General features: G+C 68.6%; 16 protein-coding genes. 10 read left to right on the forward strand and 6 right to left on the reverse strand.

Annotated elements, in window-relative coordinates; genetic code table 11:
- Positions 1–652 precede the first annotated feature (652 nt).
- From ACPEH1_RS16060 to hemH, 3 genes are all read right to left on the reverse strand, one after another.
- Positions 653–2,395 (reverse strand): methyl-accepting chemotaxis protein, encoded by a 1,743-nt coding sequence (locus ACPEH1_RS16060; protein WP_423716051.1) that lies wholly within the window; start codon positions 2,393–2,395, stop codon positions 653–655.
- A gap of 379 nt (positions 2,396–2,774) precedes the next feature.
- On the reverse strand, positions 2,775–3,623 hold the full coding sequence (locus tag ACPEH1_RS16065) for an alpha/beta fold hydrolase (protein WP_423716052.1): 849 nt from the start codon (positions 3,621–3,623) through the stop codon (positions 2,775–2,777).
- Positions 3,620–4,582: a ferrochelatase gene (hemH, locus tag ACPEH1_RS16070; protein WP_017357584.1), complete on the reverse strand. Its 963-nt coding sequence runs from the start codon at positions 4,580–4,582 to the stop codon at positions 3,620–3,622. Before hemH ends, ACPEH1_RS16065 begins: the two co-directional genes overlap by 4 nt.
- Positions 4,583–4,747: 165 nt before the next feature.
- Here hemH and ACPEH1_RS16075 point away from each other — a divergent pair, with 165 nt between their 5' ends.
- The 4 genes from ACPEH1_RS16075 to tatC all read left to right on the forward strand — a co-directional run bounded on the left by ACPEH1_RS16075 (position 4,748) and on the right by tatC (position 7,212).
- The gene (locus ACPEH1_RS16075) at positions 4,748–5,635 is read left to right on the forward strand and encodes a lipid-binding SYLF domain-containing protein (protein ID WP_136006492.1); all 888 of its coding nucleotides are present in this window, start codon (positions 4,748–4,750) and stop codon (positions 5,633–5,635) included.
- A 75-nt stretch (positions 5,636–5,710) separates the two neighbouring features.
- Positions 5,711–5,941 carry a Sec-independent protein translocase subunit TatA gene (tatA, locus tag ACPEH1_RS16080; RefSeq protein WP_136006490.1) on the forward strand — a complete coding sequence of 77 codons (231 nt, stop codon included), beginning with the start codon at positions 5,711–5,713 and terminating at the stop codon, positions 5,939–5,941.
- 15 nt (positions 5,942–5,956) lie between these two features.
- Positions 5,957–6,466, forward strand: coding sequence for a Sec-independent protein translocase protein TatB (tatB, locus tag ACPEH1_RS16085; protein WP_136006488.1), 510 nt, complete (start codon positions 5,957–5,959; stop codon positions 6,464–6,466).
- Positions 6,463–7,212 carry a twin-arginine translocase subunit TatC gene (tatC, locus tag ACPEH1_RS16090; protein WP_136006487.1) on the forward strand — a complete coding sequence of 250 codons (750 nt, stop codon included), beginning with the start codon at positions 6,463–6,465 and terminating at the stop codon, positions 7,210–7,212. The genes tatB and tatC overlap by 4 nt, the downstream gene beginning before the upstream one ends.
- A gap of 104 nt (positions 7,213–7,316) precedes the next feature.
- Here tatC and ACPEH1_RS16095 read toward each other — a convergent pair whose 3' ends face one another.
- From ACPEH1_RS16095 to ACPEH1_RS16105, 3 genes are all read right to left on the reverse strand, one after another.
- Positions 7,317–8,210 carry a BPSS1780 family membrane protein gene (locus tag ACPEH1_RS16095; protein WP_136006485.1) on the reverse strand — a complete coding sequence of 298 codons (894 nt, stop codon included), beginning with the start codon at positions 8,208–8,210 and terminating at the stop codon, positions 7,317–7,319.
- A 114-nt stretch (positions 8,211–8,324) separates the two neighbouring features.
- Entirely contained in the window at positions 8,325–9,044 is a 720-nt protein-coding gene (locus ACPEH1_RS16100; RefSeq protein WP_153165134.1) for a glutamine amidotransferase, read from the reverse strand.
- Positions 9,016–10,854, reverse strand: coding sequence for a GspE/PulE family protein (locus tag ACPEH1_RS16105; RefSeq protein WP_423667551.1), 1,839 nt, complete (start codon positions 10,852–10,854; stop codon positions 9,016–9,018). The genes ACPEH1_RS16100 and ACPEH1_RS16105 overlap by 29 nt, the downstream gene beginning before the upstream one ends.
- A 197-nt stretch (positions 10,855–11,051) precedes the next feature.
- On the opposite strand from ACPEH1_RS16105, the gene glyQ reads away from it, so the two are divergent.
- The 6 genes from glyQ (at position 11,052) to ACPEH1_RS16135 (ending at position 23,129) form a co-directional block, all read left to right on the forward strand.
- Positions 11,052–11,963 (forward strand): glycine--tRNA ligase subunit alpha, encoded by a 912-nt coding sequence (gene glyQ / locus ACPEH1_RS16110; RefSeq protein ID WP_017356533.1) that lies wholly within the window; start codon positions 11,052–11,054, stop codon positions 11,961–11,963.
- Complete coding sequence (glyS, locus tag ACPEH1_RS16115) at positions 11,960–14,134, forward strand: glycine--tRNA ligase subunit beta (protein ID WP_423716053.1); 2,175 nt, start codon at positions 11,960–11,962, stop codon at positions 14,132–14,134. Before glyQ ends, glyS begins: the two co-directional genes overlap by 4 nt.
- 245 nt (positions 14,135–14,379) lie before the next feature.
- A complete protein-coding gene (locus ACPEH1_RS16120; protein ID WP_229296526.1) occupies positions 14,380–16,164 on the forward strand; it encodes an autotransporter assembly complex protein TamA in 1,785 nt (594 codons plus the stop codon).
- Positions 16,161–20,003 carry a translocation/assembly module TamB domain-containing protein gene (locus ACPEH1_RS16125; RefSeq protein ID WP_166473601.1) on the forward strand — a complete coding sequence of 1,281 codons (3,843 nt, stop codon included), beginning with the start codon at positions 16,161–16,163 and terminating at the stop codon, positions 20,001–20,003. The genes ACPEH1_RS16120 and ACPEH1_RS16125 overlap by 4 nt, the downstream gene beginning before the upstream one ends.
- Positions 20,004–20,106: 103 nt before the next feature.
- Complete coding sequence (locus ACPEH1_RS16130) at positions 20,107–22,254, forward strand: S46 family peptidase (protein WP_136006479.1); 2,148 nt, start codon at positions 20,107–20,109, stop codon at positions 22,252–22,254.
- A gap of 125 nt (positions 22,255–22,379) precedes the next feature.
- Entirely contained in the window at positions 22,380–23,129 is a 750-nt protein-coding gene (locus ACPEH1_RS16135; protein ID WP_136006477.1) for a response regulator transcription factor, read from the forward strand.
- The last annotated feature ends 99 nt before the right edge of the window (positions 23,130–23,228 follow it).

Consider the following 23,228-nt stretch of genomic DNA (forward strand, 5'->3'; position numbering starts at 1 on the left):
TCGGAAGTGAAACGCAGCTGCGCCGATGGTAGTGTGGCCTAAGCCATGCGAGAGTAGGTCATCGCCAGGGTTTACACCCCAAAAACCCCGCTGCTCACGCAGTGGGGTTTTTTCTTTGTGCGTTACCTGCGGCGGTGATGCATCGCTCCCCTATGGTGGACATGACCGTACGCCGCTGATCCACATTCGAACGCGGCACCCCCGGATCGCGGCCCAGGTGCTGCACGCGGTGATGGACGGTGCAACCTGTGGTCGGCACCTGCCGTACGCCGGTCCACATCGGGATGCAGTACCGGATCCCAGCCCATGCGCTCAGATCCCAGGTCGACACCGGCCGCTGGTGGGGCGACGGCGCGCAGCGGCGGGCGCAACGTGCGGTGGTGCACGGTGCGACCCGTGGTCGGCACCTACCGGACGCCGGTCCACATCGGGACGCAGTACCCCCGATCGCGGCCCATGCGCTCAGATCCCAGGTCGCCACCGGCCGCTGGTGGGGCGACGGCGTGCAGCGGCGGGCGCTGCGTGCGGTGACGGACCGTGCCCACCGGCGGTCGGCACCTGCTGGACATCAAGGGGGCGCTCAACGCTCGCCCTCGCCCCAAAAAAAACGGCGCCCGTGGCGCCGTTTCCTTGTCTCATCGCAGTGCGCGGTTCACGCCGCGCTGCGCATTCCCTGCGGTGCGGTGTCGGTCTGCGCCTGGTGGCGGAACACGGCAACCGCGTCGGTCAGTTCCCGGGCCTGGCTCTCCAGCAGACGCGCTGCAGCGCTGGCTTCTTCGACGAGCGCGGCGTTCTGCTGGGTGGCGTCGTCCATCTGGGCGACGGTCTGGTTGACCTGGTCGATGCCGGCGGCCTGTTCCTGCGATGCCGAGGAGATTTCGACCATGATGCCGCTCACTCCGCCCACGCTGCTGACGATTTCCTGCATGGTCCGGCCGGCGTCCTGCACGAGGCGGGCGCCGTCGGCAACATGGGTGGCGGCGTCCTCGATCAGGTGCTTGATCTCCTTGGCCGCATCGGCCGAGCGTTGCGCGAGGATGCGCACTTCGCTGGCCACCACCGCGAAGCCGCGGCCCTGCTCGCCGGCGCGGGCGGCTTCAACGCCGGCATTGAGGGCGAGGATGTTGGTCTGGAAGGCGATCCCGTCGATCACGCGGGTGATGTCGGCGATGCGGGTGGACGCGCCCTGGATGGTGTCCATCGTGGTGACCACGCGGCCGACCACGTCGCTGCCACGGCTGGCGACGTCGTGTGCCCCCTGTGCCAACGCGCTGGCCTGGCGGGCGTGCTCGGCATTCTGGCGCACGGTCGAGGTCAGCTCCTCCATCGACGCGGCGGTCTCCTCCAGATGCGCGGCCTGTCGCTCGGTACGCTCGGAGAGATCGCTGTTGCCGCTGGCGATCTCGCTGGCGGCCATCGAGATTGACGCAGTGCACTGCTTGATCCGCTCGACCATTGCGGTGAGCTGGGCGGCGGTCGCGTTGGCATCGCGCTGCATGGCGGCGAACGAACCGTCGAACTCGCCCTGCATGCGCTGGTCCAGGTCGCCTTCGGCAAGCGCGGAGAGCACACGACGGATCTCGCCGACGGTGCCGCCCACGCTGTCGAGCAGGTGGTTGATGCCACCGGTCAGACTGTCGAGGAAGCTGACGCCGCTGTTGCTGGCGGGCAGGCGCTGATCGAGGTCGCCCCTGGTGGCGGCGGCCACGATGCCGGCCACGGCGTTCTCCAGCAGGAGCTCCTGGGTGCGGTCGTGCCATTCCACGGCAAAGCCGAGACGCTGGCCACGTGCGTCGAATACCGGGGTGACAACCTGGGCGAAGTGCACCGGTCCGATCCGCACACGCCCGTGATGGGCCTTGCTGAGGGTGTTGAGGATGCCGCGGATGCGATCGGGGTCAACGTGGAAGCGATGAATGCTGCTGCCGATCAGATGATCGGCGTCGAAATCGGGGAAGGCCTCGCGCAGGCTGCTCTGCTGGTTGCGCAGCAGGGTGACCACGGACTGGTTGACGTAGCGGATCACGTGGTCGTTGTCGGCGATCATCATCGCGGTACGTGACACATCCAGCGCCTGGCGGATCTGCGCGTTCTCGCGGTGTGCGGCATCGTCGCGTGCGCGGTGCCGGGCAAGGTCGTCAGCGGCCCCGGCGGCGCGCCGTGCATCCAGGGCAGCCGCACGGGTCTGTCGGCGCTGGCGCAGCGCCATCGCGCACACCAGGGCCGCGCCGACGGCCGCGGCCAGCGACGGCGCGGGCTGACGGTGCCAGAACGCCATCGCCAGGGCGGTTGCCAGCAGCGCGGCGGCGGCCAGCAGCGCCGCGGTGTCGATGGTGAGGGGAAGCCTGCGCGCACGATCCGGCGGGCGGGAAGGGGTGTTGGGAAGGGCAGACATGACGACTCCGGAATCAGCAGGAAGCAGGGGGCCGCGACGGCGCGTGCGGACAGGCAGACGCCGCGTCGCACACTGCAGGGGCAGGGGACACGGCAATGAAAGCGGGACGATGGGGGACGCAGGGCGCACTCGCGGCGGCGGCGGTGGCGATCACCCCCGTCATGGCCCGGTCCTGTGGGCGATGGCACGGCCAGTACGGCATGGCGATGAGGGTCCTGGAAACCGTGGGTGATGCGCGGCTTCGCGGTGGCGGAGCATGCGACGGCACAGGTGGACTCCTCCCACCTGCCCCTACGGTATCGGTCGATCGCCGGGAAAATTGAGTGCGACACGGTGTCGCAGTACGCCGCCGCATGTGCGCGGCAGCACGTGTCGGGGGTCAGGCGGCCAGGAAGCCGCGGACCACCTCACCGATCTGTCGCGGATGCTCCATGTGCAGGTGGTGGGTACCGGGGAATACCGCGAGGCGGCCATCGCGCAGCAGTGCAATGCGTTGGCTGCGCAGGGGCTCGGGGTAGTAGGACTGCGCCGGCGTGGCGTAGATCACCTGGGTGGGGCATTCAATGGCGGCCAACAGATCGTCGATCTGGGCTTCGCTCAGGCGCATCGCCGTGGGCAGCATCAGGCGGGGATCGCTGCACCAGCTGTAGCCGCCGTCCACGGCCTTGACGCCGCGTTCCACCAGCAGCCGCGCGCAGGGCTCGCTGAGCTGGTTGGTCATCATCCGGGCACGGATGGGCGTACTCAGGTCAGGGAACACGCGCAGGTTCCTGCCCGGCAGGGCGCGGGCGGCACGCACATGGTCGCGCAGGCGCTGCGCGGTCTCATTCTCCGGCCCACGCAGACCGCCGAGCGCTTCGATCGCGACCAGGCGTTCGATCCGCTCGGGCGCGGCGGCCGCGGTGAGGCTGGCGATGCCGGCACCCATCGAATGGCCGATCAGGGAGAAGCGGTCCCAGCCGAGCGCGTCGGCAACATCCAGCACATGGCAGATCGCGCCGGGCGTGTTGTATTGCGTGCCGGGAGGCTGGTGCGCGCTGTGGCCGTGTCCGGGCAGATCGATCGCCACCAGGTCCAGGCCGGGCAGCTCGGCGGCCAGCGGGACGAAGCTGGCCGCGTTGTCGAGCCAGCCATGCAGCGCCAGCACGCGGGCGCCGTGCGGCGCGGACGCGCGCAGGCCCGCCACCGCGCTGCCGGCGACGTCGATCGAGAACGGCTGCAGGCTCATGCCAGTGCGGCGATGCTCAGCCGCGACAACGCCAGGGCGTGCTCGGGCGCATCGTTGAGGCAGGGGATGTAGCGCATGGTGGCGCCGCGCGCCGCAACGGTTTCGGTGAACCCCAGGGCCACTTCCTCCAGTGTTTCCAGGCAATCGGTCGCAAAGCCGGGGCACACCACGTCGATGCGGCGCGTGCCCCGTTCAGCCATCGCCCACAGCGTGGGTTCGGCGTACGGCTGCAGCCACTTCTCGCGGCCGAAGCGCGACTGGTAGGTCAATTGCCAGTCATCGGCACCCAGCTCCAGCGCCTGCGCGATCGCCTGCGCACTGGCTTCGCAGCGCTGCGGGTACGGATCGCCCGCGTCGGCCAGACGCTGCGGGATGCCGTGGAAGGAGAACACCAGCTTCTCGCCGCGGCCGTGCTGCGCCCACCACTGGCGGATGCTGGCGGCGACGGCGGCGACCCAGTCCGGATCGACGGCGTAGTCGCGCACCAGGGTGACGGTCACGCCCGGGTGCCGCGGCTGCCAGTCGCGCACCTGGTCCTCGATCGAGGCGGTGGTGGTGGTCGAATATTGCGGATACAGCGGCAGCACCACGATCCGACGCATGCCCTCGGCGGCCAGCCGGTCCAGCTCGGCCGTCAGCGCCGGTGCGCCATAACGCATCGCGTAGCGCACCCGCAGGTTGGGCATCAATGCCTGCATGGCCTCGGCCAGGCGCCGGGTATGGACCATCAGCGGCGAGCCGTCAGGCAACCAGACCTGGGCGTACTTGGCCGCCGAGCGGCCGCTGCGCAACGGCAGGATGAGCCCGTACAGCAAGGGCTTCCACAGCAACGGCGGGATCGCGACCACGCGCGGATCGCTGAGGAATTCGGCCAGGTAACGACGGACCGCCGGAGCGGTGGGCGTTTCGGGGGTGCCTAGGTTGACCGCCAGCACGGCGGTGTCGGGTGCGTCGAGCATGGGGGCTATTCTCGCAGGTCTACGCGATTGTCGGGGTCGATAGACACTATTGTGCCCATCGAGGGCGTGTATTCTCGACCGGGACGCTCATTGCTGATTCATGGCAAACCTTCTACTTTCAGTTACTTGCTCTATCTTCCTCTGTCCCGACTTCTGGAGCCCACCATGCGCCGCCTGAGCCTAGTACTGCTGATCTCCGCCAGCCTGTTGTCGACCCAGGCACTGGCCGGTCCACAGGAGGACCAGCGTGCGCGCAACGCGGTGCGCGTCCTCAACGAAATCCAGGACATTCCCGAGCAGGGTATTCCCGACAAGCTGCTGGATGAAGGCCGCGCGGTCGTGGTCATTCCCGACACGATCAAGGCCGGTCTGGTCATCGGTGGTCGCCGTGGCCACGGTCTGATGTCGGTGAAGATGCCCGATGGCAGCTGGTCCAACCCGGTGTTCGTCAAGCTCACCGGCGGCAGCATCGGCTTCCAGGCCGGCGTGCAGTCCTCGGACGTGGTGCTGGTGTTCCGCAACGACCGCAGCCTGGACAATCTCGTCAACGGCAAGTTCACCCTGGGCGCCGATGCCGGTGTCGCGGCCGGTCCGGTCGGGCGCAACGCGGCCGCCGCCACCGATGGCCAGCTGAAGGCCGAGATCTGGTCCTGGTCGCGTGCGCGTGGCCTGTTCGCCGGCGTGGCGCTGGATGGCGCCGTGCTGCAGATCGACGATGCCGCCAACCTGGACGCCTACGGCAGCAACACCACCCCGCGCATGGTCTTTGAAGGCCGCGTGGGTGAGCCGCCGTCGATCGACGTGGTGGCCTTCCGTGACCGTCTGGAAGAAGCCACCTATTCAGCCCGCGAGAAGCGCGGCACGGCCGGTGCCGCGCCTGCCCCGGCGCCGCGTTCCGCTGCCCCGGCCGTGGCTGAACGGGCCGCGCCCGCGCCTGCTGCCGGTGCCACCACGGCGCCGCTGCAGGCCGTGCCGGCGCAACCCGCGCCCCAGCAGGGCTTCCAGCCGATCGGCGAAGGCGAAGTCCGGACTGAATCGCTGGACGGCAACTGACTTTCGTCACGCGCGCCGGCTTACCACCGGTGCGCTATGCTCAACCGTCTGATCACTACGTAACGCGAGCAGCTCATGGGCAGTTTCAGCATCTGGCATTGGTTGGTCGTGCTGGTCATCGTTCTGCTGGTGTTCGGCACCAAGAAACTGACCAGCGGCGCCAAGGACCTTGGCAGCGCCGTCAAGGAATTCAAGAAGGGCATGCACGACGACGACAAGCCGGCCGCGCAGCTCGGCGATGCGTCGCGCTCGCAGCAGGACGCGGCCAAGTCGTCGCAGGCCGAGCACGACCGCGACCCGCGCTGATCCCGGGCGGTCGGTGTGTTCGATATCGGTTTCAGTGAACTGCTGGTCATCGCGGTAGTGGCCCTGGTCGTGCTCGGTCCCGAACGCCTGCCCAAGGCCGCGCGCTTTGCCGGGCTGTGGGTGCGGCGTGCGCGCAACCAGTGGGACTCGGTCAAGCAGGAGCTGGAGCGCGAACTGCACGCCGAAGAGATCAAGCGGCAGTTCCACGATGTGCAGGCCTCGGTGCAGGACACCGAAGCGCAACTGCGCGCCAGCGGCGAGGCGGTCCGGCGCGAAGCCGAGCAGCTGCGTGGCCATGCCCGGCAGCAGGGGCAGGCCGTTGCCGATGAGGCCGCCGCACCGTTGATGACCGGGCCGGTACCGGGTTCGCCGGCCAGCATGGCCCAGCACGCGACAGGGCAGGACGTGGACGCCGTTGATCCGGCCGTGGTGACGCACGCGACCCACGATGCGGCCTCGCCCCCGGGCATTGATGGCAGCGCGCCGCGCGCGGACGCGCCTTCGCCGCCGGAGGCACCGCGATGAGCGAGACGAGCTCTCCTGAAAGTTCGCTGGTCGACCACCTGATCGAACTGCGCGCGCGCTTGGTCCGTGCCCTGCTCGGGCTGGGCGTGGTGCTGCTGGGGCTGATGCCCTTCAGCCAGAAGATCTACACGTGGCTGGCCGAACCGCTGATCTCCAAGTTGCCGCTCGGGCAATCGATGATCGCGACCAACCCGGCCGGCGCGTTTTTCGCGCCGCTGAAGCTGACCTTCTTCGTGGCGGTGTTCGTGGCGGTGCCGTGGCTGCTGTACCAGTTGTGGGCCTTCGTGGCGCCGGGCCTGTATGCGCGCGAGAAGCGGCTGGCCGTGCCGTTGCTGGTGTCGTCGGTGCTGCTGTTCTATCTCGGCTGTGCGTTCGCCTATTTCCTGGTGTTGCCGGCGGTCTTCCACTTCCTGACCACCTTCCGGCCGGAGGTCATCGCGATTACCCCGGACGCCAATGCGTACCTGGACTTCGTGCTGGCGATCTTCTTTGCGTTCGGCAGCAGTTTCGAACTGCCGGTGGCGATGGTGATCCTGACGCTGCTGGGCTGGATCAGCCCGCAGCAGTTCAAGGAAGGCCGCGGGTACGCGGTGGTGGGTATCTTCGTGCTGGCCGCGGTGCTGACGCCCCCGGACGTGGTGTCGCAGTTGATGCTGGCCATCCCGATGTGCCTGCTCTATGAGCTGGGCATCCATGCCGCGCGCTGGCTGGTGCCGCGCCCGGCGCCGGGCGCATCGCCGCAGTAGCGACGGCAAGGTTCCTCCCCCACTGCGTGGTGCGCACGCCAGCGCGGCGGTGCCGGGTGACAGGCCCGACAAAAAAACCCCGGCGCAGGCCGGGGTTTTCTGTATCAGGCGGCGAACATGTTGTTCGGGCCCGGCATCGGCGGCGGCTCCGTGCCCTGGCCGAACATCTGCTTCCACGCGGTGTAGATGGCCCCGGCGAACACCGGCATGACCACGCCCATCAGCAGCAGCTGGGCCACGAACAGCGCCAGGAAGGTGCCGCCGATGAGCTGGGCGATCAGCGCCACCAGCATCACCGCGAAGTAGATGGCGAACACGGCCACGAACGAGAGCAGGAAGAACACCAGCATCGCCGGCACGTTGTGCAGGCAGGCGCGCAGGCTCAAGCGCAGCGCCTGCAGGCCGTTGCGGTGTTCGAACATGACCTGCGGCGGCAGCGTGAACAGGGCCAGTGCCATCGCCAGGAAGGTGGCGACCACCAGGGCCAGCCACAACAGGATGCGGCCGGCCGGCAGGCTGGCGGCCAGCGCCTCGATCTGGGCGGGGTCCGGCTGCGCGCCGGACTGGCTGATCGTGTTGAGCTGCTCCATCACCTCGCTGAGGTGCTGCAGGCCGCTGCTGCCGATCAGCATCAGCAGCAATGCGCCGAGGAACAGGCCGGCCACCAGCTGCGGCAGCAGCGAGGCCAGCAGGTTCAGCGCACGGCCTTCGTACAGGCCCTGCAGCAGGTGCGCCGGCTGCGCGCTGCGGCCAAGGTCGACCTCGCGAACGGCCCACACCAGGCCGCCGAAGAACAGCGGGCCGGCCAGCGCCATGAGCAGCTGTGCCAGCGTGCTCAGCGCCGGGCTGACCACCGCCAGCGACATCACCAGCAGGGCGACCACCGCCCAGATCACGCCGAGCAGGCCAAGGGCCAGCGGCGCTCTGCGCAGCAGGGAGAAACCGGACAGCAGCCATTCCGCGCCGGCAGAGGCCGGCAGCTTGCGAATCTCGCTCATACCATTCCGAAAACTGGGGGGAGGGGCGCGGGCGCCCGGTGAATCCCGATTATCCCTGTTTTCCGCGCGCGTGACCTGAAGCCCGCGCAGGCATGATGCCGGGACGCGAGCAGCTCAGGCCAGGCGTGCCTGGCGGACGAAGCGGCGCAGCAGCTGGCGGGCCAGCGGCGCGGCGCTGACCGCGCGGGCGACGCTGCGCGCGCAGCCGCCGTGCTGGCGGATGCACTCGGCACGGGCGCGCACGTAGCCGCGCATGTGGTGGGTGGCGAACTCCGGATGGAACTGCACGCCCCACGCCTGCCGGCCCCAGCGGAAGGCATGGCAGTTGTCCTGCGCCGACCGGGCCAGCACCGCTGCGCCGTCGGGAACGCGCAGTACCGTCTGCAGATGGGTGGCGTGGGCCGGGAAGCGGGTGGGCAGGCCGGCGAACAGCGGATCGCTGTCGGCGGTGGGGTCCAGCGCCAGCTCGATCGTGCCCGACTCGCGCCCGGCCGGGTTGTAGGCCACCTCGCCGCCCAGCGCATGGGCCAGCAGCTGGTGGCCGTAGCAGATGCCGAACACCGGGCGCCCGGCGTGGACGGCGGTGCGCAGCCAGTCGGCGCTGCGTTCGCTCCAGTCGGCATGGTCGGTGACGTACGCGGCCGACCCGGTGACGATCACCCCGGCGAACTGCTGGTGCGCCGGCAGCGCCTCGCCATGCTCGACGTCCACGACCACGGTCTCGTCGGCGTCCAGCCCGGCGGCGACGCGGATCCAGTGCGGAAAGCGCCCGTAGCGTCGCAGCGAGGCGACGGGCTGGCCGGTTTCAATGATCAGGAAGGGGGCTGGATTCATCCGGGGGTGGCAGTACGGACAGGACTTCCTCGATTGTAGTCAGCCCTGCCGCCACCTTTTCAAGCCCCGCGCGGCGCAGGGTTCGCACGCCTTCAGCACGCGCGGCGCGGTTGAAAGCGGCCATATCCATGTCCGCGCGGATCATCCTGCGCAGCCGCGAACCCAATGGCAGCAGCTCATACAGGCCGACGCGGCCGAGGTAACCGGTGCGGCGGCACTCGATGCAACCTACCGGTGCATATGGCGTGGGGGTCTGAGGTAATGCTTCATCGGCATCAGCCAGCACGGCCCATTGCTCGGCGCCGAGGACGTGCGGCACCTTGCAGCTGGGGCACAGCGTGCGCACCAGGCGCTGGGCGAGGATGCCGTTGACGGTGGAGGCCAGCAGGTAGTGCGGCACGCCCAGATCGAGCAGGCGCGTGATGGCCGAGGCGGCGTCGTTGGTGTGCAGCGTGGACAGCACCAGGTGGCCGGTGAGCGAGGCCTGGACGGCCATCTGCGCGGTCTCCAGATCGCGGATCTCGCCGATCATGATGATGTCCGGGTCCTGCCGCAGCAGGGTGCGCACGCCGCTGGCGAAGTCCAGGTCGATGTTGGTCTGCACCTGCATCTGGTTGAACTCGGGAGCGATCATCTCGATCGGGTCTTCCACCGTGCAGACGTTGACGTCCGGCGTGGCCAGCCGCTTGAGCGTGGAGTACAGGGTGGTGGTCTTGCCCGAGCCGGTGGGGCCGGTGACCAGCACGATCCCGTGCGGGCGCTCGACCAGGGCGGTCCAGCCGGCGGCCTCCTGCGGGCTGAAGCCGAGCTGGTCGATGCTCTTGAAGGCCGCATCGGGATCGAAGATGCGCATCACACACTTCTCGCCGAACGCGGTGGGCATGGTCGACAGGCGCATTTCCACTTCGCGTCCGCCTGGCGACCGCGTCTTGATGCGCCCGTCCTGGGGGCGGCGGCGCTCGGCCAGGTCCATGCGACCGAGGACCTTGATACGGCTGACCACGGCGGTCATCACCGCCGGCGGCACCTCGAACACCTTGTGCAGCACGCCATCGATGCGGAAGCGCATGCGCCCCATGTCGCGGCGCGGTTCCAGGTGGATGTCCGAGGCGCGCTGTTCGTAGGCGTACTGCAGCAGCCAGTCGACGATGTGCACGATGTGCTGGTCGTCGGCATTGACGTCGCCGGCACGGCCCAGCTCCACCAACTGCTCGAAGCTGGGCAGGGTGCCGCTGGACTCGCCGCGGACATCGCCGCGCGCGCCGCGCACCGAGCGGGTCACGCCGTAGAACTCCATCGTGTAGCGGTGCAGGTCCAGCGGGTTGACCATCGCCAGCTCGATCCGGCGCCGGGTGAGGTGCTGGAGGTCGCGCAGCCATTCCTGCGCCAGTGGCTCACTGGTGGCCACCAGCACCCGTTCGGTGTCCACCGCCAGCGGCAGGAAGCGGTGCCGGCGTGCGTAGGCATGGGAGACCAGGGCGGTCACCGAGGACACATCGACCCGGGTCGGATCGACCCGCAGGTAGCGCGTGCCGGTGCGCGTGGCCAGCCATTCGGTGAGGCGCTCCAGGCCCAGCTCGCCGCCGCCGGCCGCGGCCAGCTTGAGATTGGCCAGCAGCACCAGCGGATGGACTTCACTGGCATTGCGTGCCCCCTGGGCGGAGAAGCGGATGCGCTCCAGATCGCTGTCGGCCACCAGGCCGTCGGCGACCAGTGCCGCGGCAACCTGGTCGAAGCCAAGCCGGCCCGGCAGCAGCGGGGCGGTGGCGTCCGGGCCGGGGACGAATGAAACCGGTGGGCGCTGATCCACTGCCGAGGTCCTTATGGCGTGCGGTGCACGCGGTGATGGGGTGGCCGGTATCCCCCGGACCGGTCCATGAACGCGCCAACGCGGTCTGTGCCGCCGGCCGGACGTGCCGGCCGGTCCGGCCCGATGGCGTGCCGGGGCGGTGTCCGCGTGGTCGTCGCTATACTAGCGCACCCCTCCTGCAGGCAAGAATCCGCCGCATGTCCGCGACTTCCAACGTTCCGATCACTTTCCAGGGCCTGATCCAGACCCTCAACCAGTATTGGGCGCAGCAGGGCTGCGTGCTGATCCAGCCGCTGGACCTGGAGGTCGGTGCCGGCACCTTCCACCCGGCCACGTTCCTGCGCTCGATCGGTCCGGAAAGCTGGAATGCCGCGTACGTGCAGCCTTCGCGCCGTCCCACCGACGGCCGCTACGGCGAGAACCCCAACCGCCTGCAGCGCTACTACCAGTACCAGGTGGCGATGAAGCCGAGCCCGGACAACATCCAGCAGCTGTACCTTGATTCGCTCAAGGCGCTGGGCATCGATCCGCTGGTGCACGACCTGCGGTTTGTCGAGGACAACTGGGAATCGCCGACCCTCGGTGCCTGGGGCCTGGGCTGGGAAGTCTGGCTCAACGGCATGGAAGTCACCCAGTTCACCTACTTCCAGCAGGCCGGTGGCCTGGAGTGCAAGCCGGTGCTCGGCGAGATCACCTACGGCCTCGAGCGCCTGTGCATGTACCTGCAGAACTGCGACAACGTCTACGACCTGGTGTGGACCTACGGCCCGGATGGCACGCCGGTGACCTACGGTGATGTGTACCTGCAGAACGAGATCGAGCAGAGCACCTACAACTTCGAGTACGCCGACGTGGAGGAGATGTTCCATCGCTTCGACGCCTGCGAGAAGGAAGCGCAGACGCTGGTCGAGGTTGGCCTGCCGCTGCCGGCCTATGAGCAGGTGTGCAAGGCCAGCCATGCCTTCAACCTGCTGGATGCACGCCGTGCGATCAGCGTGACCGAGCGCCAGCGCTACATCCTGCGCGTGCGCGCGCTGGCCCAGGCCGTGGCCAGGCTGTACGAGGCCAAGCGCCTCGAAGCCGTGGCTGCCAAGGAGGTGCAGGCATGAGCACGATGCTGCCGCTGCTGATCGAACTGGGTACCGAAGAGCTGCCGGTCAAGGCGCTGCCGGGTCTGGCCCAGGCTTTCTTCGAGGGTGTTGTGGACGGCCTGACCAGGCGCGGCGTCGCCGTCGAGCGTGGCGATGCCAAGCCGCTGTCGACCCCGCGCCGCCTGGCGGTGCTGCTGCCCGGCGTGGCCGTGGAGCAGCCCGAACAGCACAGTGAAGTGCTTGGCCCGTATCTGAACATCGCGCTGGATGCCGACGGCCAGCCGACCAAGGCACTGCAGGGCTTCGCCGCCAAGGCCGGGATCGACTGGACCGCGCTGGAGCGCACCAGCGATGCCAAGGGCGAGCGCTTCGTGCACCGCTCCACCACCCCGGGCGCGCGCACCGCCACGCTGTTGCCGGAGATTCTGCGCGAGGCGATCGCGGCGATGCCGATTCCCAAGCCGATGCGCTGGGGCAGCCACGCCTACGGCTTCGCCCGCCCGGTGCATTGGCTGGTGCTGCTGCACGGCGGCGACATCGTCGAGGCCGAGGTGCTCGGCCTGAAGGCCGACCGCATGAGCCGCGGCCACCGTTTCATGCACGACAAGACCGTGTGGCTGACGTCGCCGGACGACTACGTCGGCTCGCTGCAGGCGGCCTTCGTGCTGGTCGACCCCGACGCGCGCCGTACCCGCATCGTCGAGGCGGTCAATGCCGCCGCGACGCAGGCCGGTGGCCAGGCGCGGATCACAGACGACAACCTGGAGCAGGTGGTCAACCTGGTCGAATGGCCGGCGGCGGTGCTGTGCAGTTTCGAGCGCGAATTCCTGGCGGTGCCGCAGGAAGCGCTGATCGAAACGATGGAGATCAATCAGAAGTTCTTCCCGGTGCTCGATGCCGGCGGCAGGCTGACCGAGAAATTCATCGGCATCGCCAATATCGAGTCCAGGGACGTGGCCGAAGTGGCCAAGGGCTACGAGCGGGTGATCCGCCCGCGCTTCTCCGATGCCAAGTTCTTCTTCGATGAAGACCTCAAGCAGGGCCTGACGTCGATGGGCGAGGGCCTGAAGACGGTGACCTACCAGGCCAGGCTGGGCTCGGTGGCCGACAAGGTGCTGCGCGTGGTCGCGCTGGCCGAGGCGATCGCGCCGCAGGTGGGCGTGGATCCGGTGCTGGCCAAACGCGCTGCGGTGCTGGCCAAGAACGACCTGCAGTCGCGCATGGTCAACGAATTCCCCGAGCTGCAGGGCATCGCCGGCCGCCACTATGCGCTGGCCGGCGGTGAGTCGCCGGAGGTGGCGCTGGCCATCGACGAGGCCTACCAGCCGCGCTTCGGTGGCGACGATATCGCGCTGTCGCCGCTGGGCAAGGTGCTGGCGATTGCCGAGCGTGCCGACACCCTGGCGGGTGGTTTCGCCGCCGGCCTGAAGCCGACCGGCAACAAGGATCCGTTCGCCCTGCGCCGCAACGCGCTGGGGCTGGCGCGGACGGTGATCGAGAGCGGGTTCGACCTGGATCTGAACGCTTTGCTGCAGCGTGCACTGGACGGTGTCAATCACTCGATCAGCGTCGGCACCGCGCTCAGGACGGCGCGTGCAAACCAGACGGCCGAGCAGGAAGGCATCCGCACCGTGGGCGCCAGCAAGCCGTCTGAAGAGGTTGACGCGCGGCAGTTGGTGTCGGACCTGCACCTGTTCATCCTCGACCGCCTGAAGGGCTACTACGCCGACAAGGGCGTGCCGGCCACGCACTTCAACGCGGTGGCCGACCTGAAGCCGGCCTCGCTGTACGACTTCGACCGCCGCATCGATGCCATCGGCACGTTCGCCGCGCTGCCGGAAGCCGAGGCGCTGGCCGCCGCCAACAAGCGCATCCGCAACATCCTGCGCAAGGCCGAGGGCGACATCCCGGGCATGGTCGACCGCGCGCTGCTGGCCGAACCGGCCGAGAGCGCACTGGCCGAAGCGGTGGAAGCGGCCATCGAGGAAACCAACGCCAGCCTGCACCAGAAGGACTATGTCAGCGTGCTCAACCGCCTGGCCCGCCTGCGTCCGCAGGTGGATGCGTTCTTCGATGCGGTGATGGTCAACGCCGAGGACCCCGCGCTGCGTGCCAACCGCCTGGCCCTGCTCAAGCGTCTGGGCGATCGCCTGGGCAGCGTGGCGGCGATCGAGCACCTGTCCAGCTGAGGCCACGGGGCATTGCGCCCCGCAGCCATCCCGAAGGCGCGACGGCTCCTGCTGTTCGCGCCTTCGTCGTGTGTGGCGGACGGGCGCGTGCGGTCGCGGACGCTTCTGTCCGAGGACGTGCAGGTATCGATCCTGCGGTGCATGACAAAGGCGACTTTCTGCGTGACTTTAACGGGTCCTTCACCGTCGTTCTGAAACACCCCCGCCGATTTCGCATGCCCGCGATGGCCCGTTATGCTGTCCGCATGCAGCCAACGAAAATCGCTCTGCCACTGATGTTCCTGACGCTGGCCACCGCCTCGGTGGCACACGCGCGCGGGACCATCCAGAAAGTGGACATCAAGGGACTGGACAAGGGCGACGACGCCGAGATGATCGAGAACATCGAGGTCTCGCTGTCCCTGTACGACACCATCGGCAAGGTCCAGGGCGAGTCGCGCCTGGAGTACCTGCTGTCCCAGGCCGAGCGCCAGACCCGCGAAGCGCTGGAGCCGTTCGGCTACTACAACCCGGTGATCAAGGTCGATAGCCCGCGCGAGGGCGAAACCCTGCGGGTGGTGATCCACGTGGACAAGGGGCCGCCGACCCTGGTGCGGCGCGAGCACATCGACATCACCGGACCGGCGCAGTACGACCAGTACCTGCAGGAAGACCTGGAGAAGTTCAAGCCACGCAAGGGCCAGCGTTTCGAGCACACCACCTACGAGGCCAGCAAGATCGTCGTGACCCGCCGCCTGGCCGAGCGCGGCTACTTCGATGCGGACTACACCCAGCGCCAGGTGCAGATCACCCGCGCCGAGAACGCGGCCGACATCGACCTGACCTGGGACAGCGGCCGCCGCTACAACATGGGCGACATCCGGTTCCACCAGGACTACTTCGTCGACAAGCTGTTCGATCCGCTGGTGTACTGGGACAAGGGCAGCTACTTCCATGAAGGCAAACTGGACCGGCTGCGCGAGTCGCTGACCAAGCTGGACTACTTCAGCGTGATCGACATCCAGCCGCGCCCGGACCAGGCCGACGGGAACGGGGATGTGCCGGTGGACGTCAACCTGACCCGGGCCAAGCGCACCATCTACACCGCCGGCCTGAGCTACGGCAGTGAGAGCGGTGCCGGTGTGCGCGGTGGCGTCGAGCGGCGTTTCCTCAACAACCGCGGCCACAAGATGAACACCCAGCTGGACTATGCGCAGAAGCGCAAGAGCCTGCTGACCAGCTACCGCATTCCCGCGTTCAACTGGCTTGACGGCTGGTATGCCTTCACCGCCAGCGCCTACGACGAGCAGACCGATTACATCGACCTGCGCAACTTCAAGCTGAGCGCCGGACGCAGCGGTGAAATCAACGAACACTGGACTGCGATCGCCTCGGTCAACGCGCTGCGCGAGCGCTGGCGGTACGCGTCGGGTACCGAGTTCACCGATGCGGTCTACAACACCTCCACCCTGGTGTATCCGCAGCTGGTGGCCGACTACGTCAATGTGGACGATGAACTGTTCCCGCGCCGGGGCATCAGCGGCAGCGCGACCCTGCGCGGCGGCATCGAGGGCGCCGGCTCGGACACCAGTTTCGTGCAGGCCAATGTCCGGCTGCGCTGGTACGTGCCGCTCGGTGACAGCGACCGCCTGATCCTGCGCGGCGAAGGTGGCACCACCTGGACCAGTGACCTGGTGGCCATGCCGCCGAGCCTGCGCTTCTTTGCCGGTGGCGACCGCAGCATCCGCGGCTACGCCTTCCGTGAAGTGGGCCCGCGCACGCCGGCCCCGGACAAGTACGCGCTGGGCGCGAAGAACCTGGTGATCGGCTCGGCCGAGTACGAGCATTACTTCAAAGGTGGGCCGTGGGGGGCGGCCGTGTTCGTCGACACCGGCAGCGCGTTCGACAACACCATCGATCTGCATACCGGCGTGGGCTTCGGCGTGCGCTGGAAATCACCGGTGGGGCCGGTGCGCGTGGACATCGCGCACGGCCTGAACAACCCCGATTCGCAGTTCCAGCTGTATCTGAACATCGGAGCGGACCTGTGAGCACGCCGACGCCTTCCGCGCCCACCACGCCACCGCCGCGGGTGCGTTTCTACCGCAAGCGCCGGTTCTGGGCCTGGTCCGGGTTCACCGTACTGGGTCTGGTGCTGCTGGCCCTGCTGCTGCTGTATTGGCTGCTGCAGACCGTGGCCGGCCGCGACGTGCTGCTGGCCCAGGTGAAGGCGCGGCTGCCGGTGGGGGCCTCGCTGACCTGGAGCAGGGTCGAAGGCCCGGTCGCCGGACCGCTGGTGCTGCACGATCTGGTGTTCCGCTACGACGACATCCATTTCACCGCCGAGCGCGCCTACCTGGACCCGGACATCCGGCCGCTGCTGGGGCGCAAACTCCAGCTGGACGCGCTGCAGATCAAGAACGCCACGCTGAACCTGGCCAAGAGCGACGAGCCGTTCGAGCTGCCGTCGTGGCCGGGCTCGCTGCCGCAGATCGAGATGCCGCTGGCGATGCAGGCCGACACGATCATCATCGACGGGTTCCGCATCACCCAGGCGCAGCAGCCGCTGATCGATATCGCCAAGGTGCGCGGCGGAATCGAAATCGCCAACGGTGAGTTCCGCGCCACCCAACTGAAGGTGGACAGCGACATGGGCGATTTCCGTGTCGATGGCCATTACCTGCCGCGCAGCGACTACGACACCGACATCACCATCGGCGCGCTGATGCCGGCGCCGCGCGGGCGTACGCCGGCGCGTCTGGGGCTGGTGGCGCGGGGCGACCTGGGGCATATGGAAGTGGCCATCGCCGGCAACGCGCCGGCACCGCTGCAGGCCAGCCTGGTGTTCGATGGCCGCACCGACCCGGTGTGGAAGGCCAGCGCACGCAGCCGCGAGCTGGACCTGGCGCTGCTGGTGCCGGGCATGGACGCCAGCGCCAGCACACCGATGGCGCTGGACGTGCAGGCCGACGGCAAGGGCGGCCAGGCCAATCTGCGCGGCACCTTCAAGCAGGGCGACATCGCGCTGGAACTGGCCCCGTCCAAGGTCGGCCTGGCCGATCAGGTGCTGACCGTGGCACCGCTGCAGCTCAAGGGCTTCGGCGGCCAGGCACGGCTGGAAGGCACCGCCGATTTCACCGACAGGGAGAACGCCAGCCTGCGCTTCTCGATCGTCGCCAATGACCTGACCTTCGTACCGGCCGCGGACCCGTCCGCACCGGATGCGGCAGCCCCGGTACCGGTGACGCTGACCGAGGCGCGGATGGGCCTTGCCGGCACGCTGAAGGCATGGGCGGCGGTAGGCAAGGCCTCGGTGGAACGCGAGAAGCAGAACGCCGACCTGCAGTTCGACATACGCGGCAACGACCAGGCCGCGCTGATCAAACAGCTGCAGGCCAGCACCCCGGGCGGCGCGCTGGATGTCACCGGCCGCGTGGCCTGGGCACCGCAGCTGGACTGGGATGCCGCTGTGAAGCTCGCCGATTTCGACCCGGGGTACTTCGTGCCCGGTTGGGACGGTCGCCTGTCCGGTGCGCTGGCGTCCAAGGGGCGCCAGGTGCCGCCGCCGGCCAACAGCCCCGCCGGTACCCCCGGCAGCTACGAAGCCACCGTGGACGTGCCGGGCATCAAGGGCACGCTGCGCAAGCGCGCGCTGGATGCCAAAGGGCAGTTCGCGCTGCGCGGTACACAGGGCGAAGGCAACGTGGCGCTGGCGCTGGGCAACAGCCGCCTCACCGCCAAGGGCTCGGTCGGCGATCGTCTGGATATCGACGCGCGGCTGGAACCGGTACAGCTTGACGACCTGCTGCCGGGCAGCAGCGGCAGCCTGCGTGGCCATGTGCTGGTGAAGGGGCCGCGCACCGCGCCGGACATCAGCGCCGACCTGGTCGGCAGCGGGCTGCGCTGGGACGACTGGAGCGCCGAGGCGATCAGCATCAAGGGACGCCTGCCGTGGCAGGGCGACAGCGGCACGTTGGCGGTGCAGGGCAGCAAGGTGCAGGTGGGCATGCTGCTGGACACGCTGAACGTGGATGCGCGCGGCAGTCTCTCCAACCTGCGTGTGGACGCGCAGACCCGCAATGAACTGGGCGCGGTGGCGCTGCAGGGCGGGGTACGCCAGCAGGGCCAGACCTGGCGCGGCGATCTGTCCTCGCTGCGCATCGCGCCGGTCAAGGGCGATGCCTGGACTCTGCGCGGTCCGTCCACCTTCAGCGTGCAGGGCAGTGCGTTCACCCTCAGCGACACCTGCCTGGGCGCGGCCACCGGCGGCGCCTTGTGCGCCAGCGCCAACTGGCCACGCGACGGCCTGCAGGTGCGCGGCGATGCGCTGCCGCTGGCCCTGGTGCAGCCGTGGCTGCCGCCGCAGTCGGGGCGCCGCATCTACCTGCGCGGCGAACTGACCCTGGATGCCAGCATCCGGCCACGTGGCAACGCCTGGGAAGGTGCGGTCAAGGTCGCGTCGCTGGAAGGCGGCATCCGTCTGGGCGACAACGCCCGTGGCGAACTGGTGCGTTACGACCAGTTCTCGGTCAACGTGGACATGACGCCCGCGCAGATCAACGCCAAGCTGGGTGTGGGCTTCCAGGGCAACGGCTTCGTGGATGCCAAGGTGCAGACCGGCTGGGATGCCGGTGCGCCGCTCAACGGCGAGCTGTACCTCAACATGTCGCGTCTGTACTGGCTGGAGCTGTTCTCGCCGGACATCGTGCGCCCCACCGGGCTGATCGAAGGCCACGTCAGCCTGCGCGGGACGCGCGGCACGCCGTCGCTGGGGGGCGAGGCTACGCTGAGCAACTTCAATGGCGAGTTCCCTGCGCTCGGCCTGACGTTCGCCGAGGGCAAGGGCAGCTTCACCGCCCAGCCGGACGGCTCGGCCAAGATCACCGCGCAGGCCAATTCGGGCAAGGGCACCCTGTACGTGGACGGTGGGCTGTCGTGGTTCGGCGATGCCCAGCCACTGCAGCTGCACATTCACGGCGAGAACGTGCTGCTGGCCAATACCCCCGAGCTGCGCGTGGTGGCCAACCCGGACCTCGACTTCACCCTGGCCGGTACCGCCATGCAGCTGCGCGGCAGCGTGCATGTGCCCGAGGCCGACCTGGATCTGGAACGCCTGGATCGCGGCACCTCGGTGTCGGAGGACGTGGTGGTGCTGGATCCGGTCGATCCGGAGGAAACGCCGACCTCGCCGCTGGATATGGACCTGACCGTCAGCCTGGGCGACAAGGTCAAGATGAGCGGGTTCGGGCTGAAGGGCGCGCTCGGCGGCAAGATGCAGGTGTGGTCGCGTCCCGGCCGCGAGATGACGGCCAACGGTGGGCTGGAAGTGAGTGGCCGGTACAAGGCCTACGGCCAGGACCTGACCATCACCCGCGGCAATCTGAACTGGAACTACAACGCGGTCTCCGACCCGCGCATCAACATCCGCGCCGAGCGCCGGGTGGGCGATGTCACCGCCGGCATCGACGTCACCGGCCGCGCGCAGTCGCCGCGCGTGGATGTGTGGTCGGAACCGGCGATGTCGCAGTCCGAAGCGCTGGCCTACCTGGTGCTGGGTCGCAGCCTCACCGGTGCCAGCAGCGACCAGGCCCAGCAGGTCAACGCGGCCTCGGCGGCGTTGTCGGCCGGCAGCGGCCTGCTGGCCGCGCAGCTGGGCGCCAAGCTCGGCCTGGACGATGCCGGGGTGAGCCAGTCGCGCGCGCTGGGCGGTTCAGTGATCGGCGTGGGCAAGTACATCTCGCCCAAGCTGTACATCGGCTACGGCGTGTCGCTGGTGGGCAGCGGTTCGGTGCTGACGCTGAAGTACCTGCTGCGTCGCGGCTTCGATCTGGAACTGGAATCGAGCACCGTGGAAAACCGCGGCTCGCTGAACTGGCGCCGGGAAAAATAGGGGTCGTGCCGCGCGCTGCGCGGCGCGACCCAACCATCGGCCGTTGCCCCGGCCCGGCGCAGCGGCTATGGTCCCGGGCTGTTCTGACGTACCGGATGTGTCCATGTCGCCACGCAAGCCTCTTACCGCCGCCCTGGCCCTCGGCCTGACCCTCGCCGCCGGCGCCCATGCCGATGAAGGCATGTGGATGCCGACCCAGCTGCCGGATCTGGCCAAACCGCTGAAGGCGGCCGGCTTCAAGGGCAATCCGGCCGACCTGGCCAACGTCACCGCGCCGCCGTTGAGTGCGGTGGTGCGTGCCGGCGGGGGTACCGGTTCGTTCGTGTCCGGCGACGGTCTGCTGCTCACCAATCACCATGTCGCGATGGGCGTGATCCAGTACAACAGCTCCCCCGAGCACAACCTGATCAACGACGGCTTCATCGCCAAGGGGCGCAGCGACGAGCGTCCGGCCAACCCGGACTTCCGGGTGCTGGTCACCACCGGCTTCGACAAGGTCACCGACGAGGTGCTGCGCGAGGCGCGCGGCAAGACCGGCCGGGCCTACTTCGATGCCGTGGACCGCGCCACCAAGCGCCTGGTGGCCGAGTGCGAGCAGGCCGGCAACGTGCGCTGCAGCGTGGCCGACATGTACTACGGCACCGACTTCTACCGCATCCGCCAGCTCGAACTGAGCGACGTGCGCCTGGTCTACGCGCCGCCGCGCGCGATCGGCAACTACGGCGATGAGATCGACAACTTCATGTGGCCGCGCCACACCGGCGACTTCACCCTGCTGCGCGCGTACGTGGGCAAGGACGGCAAGCCGGCGCCGTACAGCGTGGACAACGTGCCGTACCAGCCGCCGGCGCACCTGAAAATGGCGATCGACGGCCCGAAGACCGGTGACTACGCAATGCTGGCCGGCTATCCGGGCATTACCTACCGCCACCGCACGGCGGCCGAGTTCGCCAGCCAGATCGACGCGGTGCTGCCGCGCCGCGTGGCGGTGTACCAGCAGATGATCGACACCATCGAGGCGGCCAGCGCGCAGAATGCGCAGGCGCGTACCCGCTATGCCTCGCAGCTGCAGTCGTTGAAGAACAACCGCAAGCGCGCCGCCGGTGAGCTGGAAGGCCTGCTGCGCAGCGATGCCAAGGCGCAGCGTGCCGCCGACGAGACGGCGATGCTGGCCGCCACCGATGCAACCTACCGCGGCGACATCGATGCGCTGCTGGGCTCGCTGTCGCAGGGCGCCTCGTTCGGCGAGCGCGATCTGCTGCTGGACCTGGTGGCCAGCCAGAGCCAGCTGCTGCGTTCGGCACTGATGCTCGAACGCCTGCGGGTCGAATCGGCCAAGCCCGATGCCGAGCGCGAGAGCGGCTACCAGCAGCGCGACCTGGCGATGATTGAAGGCGTGCTCAAGCAGGTTCAGCGGCGCTACGATCCGGCCGTCGAGAAGGCGCTGCTGACCGCGCTGCTGAGCCGCTACCAGCAGTTGCCGGATGCGCAGCGCGTACCGGAATTCGACGCCGCCTTCGGACGCACCCCGGCGGCGCTGGCCAAGGCGCTGGACGGCCTGTATGCCGGCACCCGGCTCGGTGACGAAGCCGAGCGACTGTCGCGCCTGGCAGCAGCCAAGGACGGCAAAGCGCTGGCACGTGACCCGCTGATCGACCTGGCCGGCCCGCTGGTGGCGGCCCAGCTGCGCCTGGACGACCAGAGCAAGACCCGTGCGGGCGAGCAGCTGCGCCTGCGCCCGGCCTACATGCAGGCGTTGTTCGCGTGGCGTGCCAAGCAGGGCCGCGCGGTGTATCCGGACGCCAACCGCACCCTGCGCATCAGCTACGGCAAGGTCGAGGCGCTGTCGCCGCGTGATGCGGTGCATTTCGATCCGGTGACCACCGTTGCCGGCATCGTGGAGAAGAACACCAACGCCTACCCGTTCGATGCGCCCAAGCCGCTGCTGGCCGCGATCGCCAAGGGCGATTTCGGCAGCACGGCCGATCCGGTGCTGAAAACCCAGACGGTCAACTTCCTGACCAATCTGGATACCACGGGCGGCAATTCGGGCTCGCCGGTGCTCAACGCCCGGGGCGAACTGATCGGCCTGAACTTCGACAGCAATTGGGAGTCGGTCAGCGCCAGCTGGTGGTTCGATCCGCGCTACAAGCGCGCTGTGCACGTGGACATGCGCTACCTGCGCTGGCTGCTGGCCAAGGTCTATCCGGCACCCGAGCTGCTGAAGGAAATGGACGTGCCGGCGGAATGAGGCACCTCGCCGGTCACGATCCCGCGTCGTGACCGGCGACATGTCGGCCGCTACTTTTGTCGCATTTGGCGCGTTTCCAGACGGCAGCTAGACTGCAGGCCGGTGAAGGCAAGGCAAGCGGCCACGTGACGGCAGACCAGGACAACCGCGGCGGCGCACCGCTGCCGGCGGCGCAGAAGGAACTGGACGGGTTGACTGTCTGGGTGGTCGAGGACGACCCGGAACTGCTCGACCTGATGCTCGACGACCTGCAGTGGCGCGGTGCACAGGCCCGTGGACTTGGCAGTGCCGAGGCGCTCTACCGCGCGCTGCTGCACGATCGCTGCGACATCGTCGTGCTCGATGTCGGCCTGCCCGGCGAAGACGGCTATGCGGTGGCCAGCCATCTGCGCCAGGCCGGCGATATCGGCATTGTCATGCTGACCGGTCGCGGCAGTGCGCACGACATGGCGCATGGACTGACCCAGGGAGCCGACGTCTACCTGGTCAAGCCGCTGGATCTGGATGTACTGGCTGCCGGGCTGCTCAGTCTGCGCCGCCGCCTGTCCGCGCCCCGCCCTGTCATGCCGCCGATCATGGACGCGCAGCAGGCCTGGCAACTGTCGTCCGATGGCTGGACGCTGCAGTCGCCGGCCCGGCAGACCCTCGCGTTGACCGCGATGGAGCGGGGCGTGCTGCAGTTGCTGTTCGAGGCGTCCGGTGAGCCGGTTACCCGTGATCGCCTGATCGAGCGCATCACCGACACGCCCTGGGATTTCGATCCGCACCGGCTCGATGTGCTCGTACACCGGCTGCGTGCCCGCGTGCGCAGCGCCACCGGGCTGGAACTGCCCATCCGCGCCCTGCGTGGACAAGGCTATCTGCTGACCGCCTGAGATCGGGCACCCCCGCGTGTGAGGCAGTGTGAGCCAGCGTGAGCGGACGGCACTGACTTGCCGATGGTGCAACAGCACAATGCGCCCCGCTTGAGCGTG

It is taken from the genome of Stenotrophomonas sp. NPDC077421 (genome assembly GCF_049545505.1).
Lineage (GTDB): Bacteria > Pseudomonadota > Gammaproteobacteria > Xanthomonadales > Xanthomonadaceae > Stenotrophomonas > Stenotrophomonas nematodicola.